10 protein-coding genes are annotated in these 7789 nt (G+C 65.1%); 1 reads left to right on the top strand and 9 read right to left on the bottom strand.

The window, feature by feature from the left end:
• Positions 1-89: 89 nt before the first annotated feature.
• From XI03_RS07580 to XI03_RS07540, 9 genes are all read right to left on the bottom strand, one after another.
• A complete protein-coding gene (locus XI03_RS07580; RefSeq protein ID WP_271591747.1) occupies positions 90-1109 on the bottom strand; it encodes a WD40 repeat domain-containing protein in 1020 nt (339 codons plus the stop codon).
• Positions 1109-2155: a CobW family GTP-binding protein gene (locus XI03_RS07575; RefSeq protein WP_018316192.1), complete on the bottom strand. Its 1047-nt coding sequence runs from the start codon at positions 2153-2155 to the stop codon at positions 1109-1111. The genes XI03_RS07580 and XI03_RS07575 overlap by 1 nt, the downstream gene beginning before the upstream one ends.
• Positions 2156-2210: 55 nt before the next feature.
• The gene (locus XI03_RS07570; RefSeq protein WP_212474963.1) at positions 2211-3074 is read right to left on the bottom strand and encodes a metal ABC transporter solute-binding protein, Zn/Mn family; all 864 of its coding nucleotides are present in this window, start codon (positions 3072-3074) and stop codon (positions 2211-2213) included.
• A gap of 5 nt (positions 3075-3079) precedes the next feature.
• On the bottom strand, positions 3080-3949 hold the full coding sequence (locus XI03_RS07565; protein ID WP_028139985.1) for a metal ABC transporter permease: 870 nt from the start codon (positions 3947-3949) through the stop codon (positions 3080-3082).
• Positions 3950-3955: 6 nt separating this feature from the next.
• The gene (locus XI03_RS07560) at positions 3956-4711 is read right to left on the bottom strand and encodes a metal ABC transporter ATP-binding protein (protein WP_028139984.1); all 756 of its coding nucleotides are present in this window, start codon (positions 4709-4711) and stop codon (positions 3956-3958) included.
• Positions 4712-4713: 2 nt separating this feature from the next.
• Positions 4714-4962 carry a hypothetical protein gene (locus XI03_RS07555; RefSeq protein ID WP_271591745.1) on the bottom strand — a complete coding sequence of 83 codons (249 nt, stop codon included), beginning with the start codon at positions 4960-4962 and terminating at the stop codon, positions 4714-4716.
• Positions 4963-5008: 46 nt separating this feature from the next.
• On the bottom strand, positions 5009-5509 hold the full coding sequence (locus XI03_RS07550; RefSeq protein WP_018316197.1) for a hypothetical protein: 501 nt from the start codon (positions 5507-5509) through the stop codon (positions 5009-5011).
• Positions 5506-6117, bottom strand: a complete 612-nt coding sequence (locus tag XI03_RS07545) for a permease (protein WP_028139982.1) — start codon at positions 6115-6117, stop codon at positions 5506-5508. The genes XI03_RS07550 and XI03_RS07545 overlap by 4 nt, the downstream gene beginning before the upstream one ends.
• A 234-nt stretch (positions 6118-6351) precedes the next feature.
• Entirely contained in the window at positions 6352-6948 is a 597-nt protein-coding gene (locus tag XI03_RS07540) for a superoxide dismutase (protein ID WP_028139981.1), read from the bottom strand.
• 241 nt (positions 6949-7189) lie between these two features.
• Between XI03_RS07540 and XI03_RS07535 the strand changes: the two genes are divergently transcribed.
• Positions 7190-7717 (top strand): GNAT family N-acetyltransferase, encoded by a 528-nt coding sequence (locus XI03_RS07535; protein WP_038950614.1) that lies wholly within the window; start codon positions 7190-7192, stop codon positions 7715-7717.
• Positions 7718-7789 lie beyond the last annotated feature (72 nt).

Genomic DNA, 7789 nt, shown 5'->3' with positions numbered 1-7789 from the left:
TGACGTGCCCACCACTATTGTTTCGCGGAGAGATCGTGGGCACGGCGCAAGGGCGCCTCTGCCCACCCTACGGCCGGAACCATGACGGATTAAAGCTCCAGCAAACCGCCGTCCCCATTTTCATCGGCGAAGGCGAGCAGCGTGCCCTTGGCGTTCCAGACGATCGCGGCCACGGGCGGGGTGCCGTTGCGGCGGACCAGGATCTCCGCGCCGTCCTCCAGCCGCACCATCAGCACGGTGCCGTCGCTGTAGCCCGCGGCGAGGATGTCGTTCTTCGGATGGCAGGCGACCACGGAGACCCGCGCCTGCAGCGGCGCGAGCATTGCGGGCTCCTTGCCCATCGGGCCGTCCTTGCTGGCGAACGGCCACAGGATGATGGTGTCGGCACCCGAGGTCGCCAGCGCCTTGCCGCCCGCGCTCCAGGACATCGAGCGGACGCGGCCGGGATAGCCGGTCATGCGCATATGCCTGTTGTCGGCAAGCCGCCAACCATGCAGCGCCGCCTCGTGCATCGTGGTGACCAGGAACTTGTTGTCCGGGCTGAAGGTGACGCCGAGATGCGAGCCGGCCCAGGGCAGGAATTCGGCTGATCCCGCCATGTTCGGAAACCACAGCGTCGCGCCGTTGTAATGGGCAATCGCGAGCCGCAGGCCCTTCGGCGCGAACGCAAGCCCGCCGACGGTCGAGGGCACCTCGAGCGACTTCTCCTCAGTCTTGCCGCTCTTGACGAACGCCGTCTTGCCGGCCGACCAGGCGTAGGAGCCGTCCGCATGCAGCGCCACCGCATCGATCCAGCGTCGCTTGGGATCGGTGGCGAGCAGCGTCACCTCGCCCTTGGCGTCGAGCGAGACGACCTTGCCGTCGTCGCCGCCCATGACGAGGCGCTTGCCGTCGGAGGCCGTCGAGAGAATGCCGCCGCCATGCACGGCGACCGTCGTGATTTCGCCTTGGGCGTCCACGAACGCGACGTTCTCTTCGCCGCCGACGAAGGCGGCGCGGGGGCCAAGGAAATGCACCGAGGTCACGCCCATGCCGAGCGTAACAGGCTTGACGCGATCGGTGACGGAGACGATCGAGGCGGAATCGGGGGCCGGCGTAAACTCTTTCATCACGAGACGATGCAGCTCTCAAAACCCTTGCGGATGGCCTCTTCCGGCAATTCGCGGCCGATGAAGACGAGGCGGCTCTCGCGCGGCTCGCCCTCCTTCCACTTCCGCTGATGGTCGCCCTCCAGCATCATGTGGACGCCCTGGAAGACGTAGCGGTCGTCGTCGTCGTGGAAGGCGAGGATGCCCTTGGAGCGCAGGATCTTGCCGCCCTCGACCTGCACCAAATTCTGGAGCCAGGGCATGAACACGTTCGGATCGAGCGGCTTGTCGGTCTTGAGCGACAGCGACTGCATGTCCTCGTCGTGATAATGCTTCAGGCCGTGACCGTGATCATGGTGGTGATGATCATGGCCGTGATGGTGGTGATCATGGTCGTGGTCATGATCGTCGGCCTCCAGGAAATCCGGCTCGATATCGAGGATGCGGTCGAGATCGAAGGCGCCGCGGTCGAGCACGTCGGCCAGGGCCACCGAGCAGCGCTCGGTGCGGTGGAGTTTCGCATAGGGATTGATGCCGCGGATGCGGGCTTCGACCTCGGCAAGCTCGCCCTTGCTGACGAGATCGGTCTTGTTCAGCACGATGACGTCGGCAAAGGCGATCTGGTTCTTGGCCTCGGGCGCGTCCTTGAGCCGGTCGGACAGCCACTTGGCGTCGGCCACCGTGACGACGGCATCGAGGCGGGCGTTCTTCTGCACGTCCTCGTCGACGAAGAAAGTCTGCGCGACCGGCGCCGGATCGGCAAGGCCGGTGGTCTCGACGATGATGGCGTCGAACTTGCCCTTGCGCTTCATCAGGCCGTCCATGATGCGCACGAGGTCGCCGCGCACGGTGCAGCAGATGCAGCCATTGTTCATCTCGAACACTTCCTCATCGGCGCCGATGATGAGGTCGTTGTCGATGCCGATCTCGCCGAATTCGTTGACGATGACGGCGTATTTCTTGCCGTGGTTCTCGGACAGGATGCGGTTCAAGAGCGTGGTCTTGCCGGCACCGAGATAGCCGGTCAGGACGGTCACGGGGATTTTCTGGGAGGTCGCTTCAGACATAACAACTCCGGACATAGGGCTTTTTCGCGCGACGCGAGGCGGGGTGGCCCCTGCCCTAGTGGTCAAGCGCACTGGTCAGGGCCTTTATATTGTGCCTGACCATATCAATGTAAGTGGGTGCAGGCCCCTTTTCGCCGGTCAAACCGTCCGAAATCAGGGTCCCGCCGACTTTTGAGCCGGTCTCCGCCGCGATCCGCCGGATCAACCGGTCATCGCTGATATTTTCCAGGAACACGGCCGGTATTTTTTGGGCCTTGATCTGGCCGATGATGGCCGCGATGTCCCGGGCGCTCGGCTCGGTTTCGGTGGAGACCCCCAGGGGGGCGATGAACTGGATACCGTATTCGGCGGAAAAATAGCCGAAGGCGTCATGGGTGGAGATCACCTTGCGCCGCTCCGGCGGGATTTTCGCCACGGCCTCGCGGACCTCGCGGTCGAGCGTTTCGAGCTTTTCCAGATAGGCTTTTGCCTGGGCCCGGAAGAAGTCCGCATCATCCGGGGCGGCCGCGGCCAGCGCATTGGCGATGTCGGTTGCGTAGGCTTTGGCGTTGGGCACGGACTGCCAGGCATGGGGGTCTGCGGCCGAGCCGAGCTTCAGCGGCGTGATGCCGGCGCTCGCGGTGACGACCACTGCCTTGCTACCTGCAGACTGCACGAGCCGCGGCAGCCAGCCCTCCAGCCCGAGCCCATTGACGATGACGAGCTTTGCCTCCGCGACCCGCTTGGCATCGCTTGGCGCGGGCGTATAGACGTGGACGTCGCTATCGGGGCCGACCAGCGTCGTCACGTTGACCCGATCTCCCCCGACGTTACGGACGAAGTCGCCGAGGATCGAGAAGCTCGCGACGACGTTGAGCCGTTCCGCGGCGTGCAGCGGCGAGGCAGTCAGCAACAGCAGACAAAGCAGGATGAGCCGCATCGCCGTCACGCTTCCAGATGCCGGCCGGGAAACAGCTGCCGGACGATGCCGCCGACGCGGCCGAACAGCACGGAGACGATGTAGAGCACCGTCGCCACGAGAATGACCGCAGGGCCCGACGGCACGCGGGTCTGGAACGACAGCACGAGGCCGGCATAGCCGGAAGCCGCGGCGGCGACCACGGCGATGCAGATCATGACGGTGAGATCGCGTGACCAGAACCGCGCGATGCCAGCCGGCAGGATCATCAGGCCGACCGCCAGCAGCGTACCAAGGGCCTGAAAGCCGTTGACGAGGTTGATCACGACCAGCGCAAGGAAGGCGAGATGCGCGGGACCGCCGGCGCGACTGACTGTCCGCAAGAACAAGGGATCGACGCTCTCGATCACCAGCGGCCGGTAGATCACCGCGAGCACGAGCAGCGTCACCGTGGCGTTGAAGGCGACCACCAGCAGGGTCTGGTCGTCCATCGCGAGGATGTTGCCGAACAGGACATGGAGCAGGTCGATATTGGTGCCCTTGATCGAGACGATGGTGACGCCGAGCGCCAGCGAGGCCAGGTAGAAGGTCGCGAGCGAGGCGTCCTCTTTCAGCCCGGTCGAGCGCGCGACGACGCCGGCGAGGATGGCGACGGCAAAGCCGGCGATGAGTCCGCCCGCCGTCATCGCGAACAAATTGAGGCCGGAGAGGAGGAAGCCCACCGCCGCGCCGGGAAGAATCGCATGCGCCATCGCATCGCCGACGAGGCTCATCCGCCGCAGCATCAGGAAGACGCCGATCGGCGCGCCGGCCAGCGACAATGCGATCACGGCGGCCAGCGCCCGCCGCATGAACTCGAATTCGGTGAAGGGACCGATCAGCGCGTCATAGAGCATCGGTGATCACGCCGCCCGCGAGTTGATGTCATCGGCCGCGCAGGCCGCGGCGGTGTCGTCAAAGGCCTCACACATCCGCATCGCCACCAGCAGGTTTTCCGGCGTCAGCACCTCCGCCGTCGGTCCCCACGCCACGGGGCCGCGCGCCAGCACCAGCGTCTCGCTGAAATGGTTGCGCACCATCTCCATGTCGTGCAGCGCGGCGAGCACGGTGCGGCCCTCGCCGTGCCAGTGCTTGACCAGCGCGAGCAGGTCGGCGGTGGTCTTGCTATCGATGGCGTTGAAGGGCTCGTCGAGCACGATGAGCGAAGCGTCCTGCAGCAGCACGCGCGCAAACAGCACGCGCTGCATCTGGCCGCCTGAGAGCGTGCCGATCGGACGGTTCTCGAAACCGTTGAGGCCGACGGAGGCGATCGCGCGCAAGATCTTTCCGCGCGCGGCCTTGCCGATGCCACCGAACAGGCCGGCGTTGCGCCACAGCCCGGTGCCGACAAAGTCGAACACCGAGATCGGGAAGCTGCGGTCGATCTCCGCGCTCTGCGGCAGATAGGCGATATCGCGAGAGTCGAGCCCGCCGAGATGGATGCTGCCGTCGAGCGGCCGGAGGATGCCGACGATGCCACGCAGCAGGGTCGACTTGCCCGCGCCATTCGGGCCGATCACGGCGACCAGCGCGCCCCGCGCGACCTCGCCGTTGAGATGGTGCACGGCGGGATGCCGGTCATAGCCGAGCGTCACGTTGTGAAAGTGCAGCGCCGCCATCATCACCTCATCGCCAGGAAGACCACGCCCCAGAGCACGGCACAGACGGCGAGCGCGGCCCCGAGGCGCGCGGCCATGGTCATGCGCAGGATCGACCAGGACGCGGCCTGGGCCGGATGCGGCGAGGCCGCGTCGTGGACATGGGCGTGGGTGTGGTCGTGCCCGTGCGAATGGCCATGAGCAGGCGAATGGTCATGGGAATGACCGTGAGCATGATCGTGATGATGGGCGTGGGACGCGGCGGGAACCATGCAGAGACGTTATATTATAACATTACCCCTGTCCACGACCCGGGTGTCAGGGCTTGCCGATCACCATCGCAATGGCCGCTGCCACGAATGGAAATGGCACCGACACGGCACAGCGGAACCAGACGAAGCGGGCGGGCATGAACGGAATTTCCCACAAGATCACACGCTGGAAGGCAAACAGGGCCCAGGCGACGACATAGGCCACCACCTGCGGCACCCCGCCGCCCGACTTCAGCGCCACCGTGCCGATGGAGAAGCCGATCACGGGGCCGCCGGGGGTGGCGGCGCCGGCGACCACGGCGGTCGCAACTCCGAGCCAGCCGCTGTCCGGGCCGAGCCAGCCGGTGATCACCTCCTGCGGGATGATGGCGGCGATGTAGCCGGAGCCGATCACCCCGAGCGCAATCCGCGGCACGATGTTGATGAAGTCCATCGAGCCTTCGCGCAGCGAGGCCTTGAACACCGGAGGGCCGCGGCGAAACGCGATCAGGCCGACGCCGAACACCGAGCCCCACAACAGGATGTCGATGAAAAGCGCGGCGCTCATGCCGGGTCCTCGTCGCTTTCGCGCTTCGGATAGAGCCGGACATAGACGAAGCGGCCGAGGGCCCCTGCGAGCACCGGCAGCGGCAGCGAGATCAGAATCCGCCACAGCGTGAAGTCGGTGCCCATGATCGGAATTTCCCAGGCCACTGCCCGGCCATAGCCGATCAGGGTCCAGCTCACGACCATGGCGATGGTTGCGCCGAAATCGGCGCCGACCGCGAGCAGCGCACTCGCCACGGGATAGGCGGTGAAGGGACCGCCGGGCAGGATCGCGCCGAAGGCTGTGCCGATCAGAAGGCCCGTCAGGCCGGATTTCGGCCCGAGCGAGCGCGAGACCTTTTCATGCGGCAGGATCTCCGAGATGAAGGCCCCGAGCAGGCAGCCGGCGAGCACGCGCGGCAGGATGCCTGAGAACAGCGAGAGATCGTGGGTGAGAATATCGAGAACGCCGTCGGTGCCATCACGCCGCCAGACCAGCGCCGCGCTCACCGCGACCAGCGCGGCGATGATGATCGTCGACCAGCCGATCGGCTTGCGCACTCGCCCCGGCCGCGGCTCGGACTCGACGTCCTCGGCAGGCGCCGGGTCTTTCGGGGAAGGTTCTGACAACGGGCTCGGTTGGCTCGAGGGTGATGCCCGTCCTGATTAAGGGCGGCCTCCACACGATGCAAACAGTAGGATGACAGACCCGTGCGCGCGCCACGCAGGGCAATTCCGCACAGCAAAAAGGCGGCCGCGCGAGCGACCGCCCCTTGTTGTCATTCCGGGGCGGCGAAGCCGAACCCGGAATCTCGAGATCCCGGGTTCGATGCTGCGCATCGCCCCGGGATGACGGAGTAAGACTCAGGCCTTCTCGAACAGGGACTCGACGTATTCCCAGTTCACGAGGTTCTCGACGAACGCCTTGAGATAATCGGGGCGGCGATTGCGGTAGTCGATGTAGTAGGAGTGCTCCCAGACGTCGCAGCCGAGGATCGGGGTGGCGCCATGCACCAGCGGATTCTCGCCGTTCGGGGTCTTGGAGATCTCGAGCTTGCCGTTCTTGACCTGGAGCCAGCACCAGCCGGAGCCGAACTGGCCGACGCCGGCCGCCTGGAAGTCGGTCTTGAACTTCTCGAAGCCGCCGAGGTCCTCGTTGATCTTCTTCTCGATCTTGCCCGGCAGCTTGGTGCCGCCGCCATTGGGCTTCATCCAGCTCCAGAAGTGGATGTGGTTGTAGTGCTGGCCGGCATTGTTGAACACCGCGGGGTTCTTGCCGAACGAGCCCTTGACGATCTCTTCAAGGGACTTGCCTTCCCATTCGGTCCCCTTGAGCGCGTTGTTGCCGTTGGTGACGTAGGCCTGATGATGCTTGTCGTGGTGGAATTCCAGCGTCTCCTTCGACATGAACTGGCCGAGGGCGTCATAGGCGTAAGGGAGTGGGGGCAGCGTAAAGGTCATGGGATGTTGTCCGCGACTGATGGGGAACTGGCTTAACGGGGAGTCTTATAGAAGGTTCCACCGCCGTTAAATACCGCCAATTTGCGAAAAGGCGCGATGCCACGGCTTGGCCGGCTTGCACAACTTCGCCGCACCGAGGGACATCCAATCCGGGCCGGCCGTCCGCCGCAAAATATCATTGCCTTTGAACCGGTTATGACAGAACGAATGGACCGCGCAGCGTGTTGCGAGAGACAAAGCCATGAGCATCGAGATCGACATTTTGAACGGCGACGCCTCGTGGCCGATCGCGGAGCCGCTGCATCAGGCCGTCTGGGGACCGCACTTGGTCGCGGACAAGCCCTGGGCTCACATCAAATGGGCCAATGCGGACCTGCGCGTGCTGATCGAGACGCCCGAGGATGGCCTCGTCTGCCATGTCGGCATCTACTTCCGCACCGTCATCTGGAACGGGCAGAAGGTCCATATCGGCGGCATCGGCGGGGTCTGCACCCGCGAGGACCGGCGCGGTCGCGGCTACGCGACCGTGGCGATCGACGCGGCCGTGCACACCATCAGGGCTAACGAAGCGGTCCGGTTCGCGCTGCTGTTTTGCGAGCCACACAATTTTTCGTTCTACGAGACCCGGAGCTGGCTGCCCTTCAAGGGCGAGGTCTATTGCGAACAGCCGGAGGGGCGGATCCGCTTCACCGAGATGGCGCCCTACGTCTTCAACATCGTCCGCGCGCCGACGCTGGGCACCATCGACCTATGCGGCCTGCCGTGGTGACCCCTGCGTGGCGTGAGGGCTGCCGCAGGGGCTCGGCCATCCTATAATATGTCGATCATCATCTAAATTCCG

This window comes from Bradyrhizobium sp. CCBAU 65884 (assembly GCF_028128835.1).
Lineage (GTDB): Bacteria > Pseudomonadota > Alphaproteobacteria > Rhizobiales > Xanthobacteraceae > Bradyrhizobium > Bradyrhizobium ottawaense.
This window is presented reverse-complemented; position numbering and strand designations above follow the sequence as displayed.

Coding starts and splice junctions, on each gene's coding strand:
- XI03_RS07575 (WP_018316192.1), bottom strand. CDS start 2,155: ATGTCTGAAGCGACCTCCCAGAAAATCCCCGTGACCGTCCTGACCGGC.
- XI03_RS07535 (WP_038950614.1), top strand. CDS start 7,190: ATGAGCATCGAGATCGACATTTTGAACGGCGACGCCTCGTGGCCGATC.
- XI03_RS07550 (WP_018316197.1), bottom strand. CDS start 5,509: ATGAGCGCCGCGCTTTTCATCGACATCCTGTTGTGGGGCTCGGTGTTC.
- XI03_RS07560 (WP_028139984.1), bottom strand. CDS start 4,711: ATGGCGGCGCTGCACTTTCACAACGTGACGCTCGGCTATGACCGGCAT.
- XI03_RS07555 (WP_271591745.1), bottom strand. CDS start 4,962: ATGGTTCCCGCCGCGTCCCACGCCCATCATCACGATCATGCTCACGGT.
- XI03_RS07570 (WP_212474963.1), bottom strand. CDS start 3,074: ATGCGGCTCATCCTGCTTTGTCTGCTGTTGCTGACTGCCTCGCCGCTG.
- XI03_RS07540 (WP_028139981.1), bottom strand. CDS start 6,948: ATGACCTTTACGCTGCCCCCACTCCCTTACGCCTATGACGCCCTCGGC.
- XI03_RS07565 (WP_028139985.1), bottom strand. CDS start 3,949: ATGCTCTATGACGCGCTGATCGGTCCCTTCACCGAATTCGAGTTCATG.
- XI03_RS07580 (WP_271591747.1), bottom strand. CDS start 1,109: ATGAAAGAGTTTACGCCGGCCCCCGATTCCGCCTCGATCGTCTCCGTC.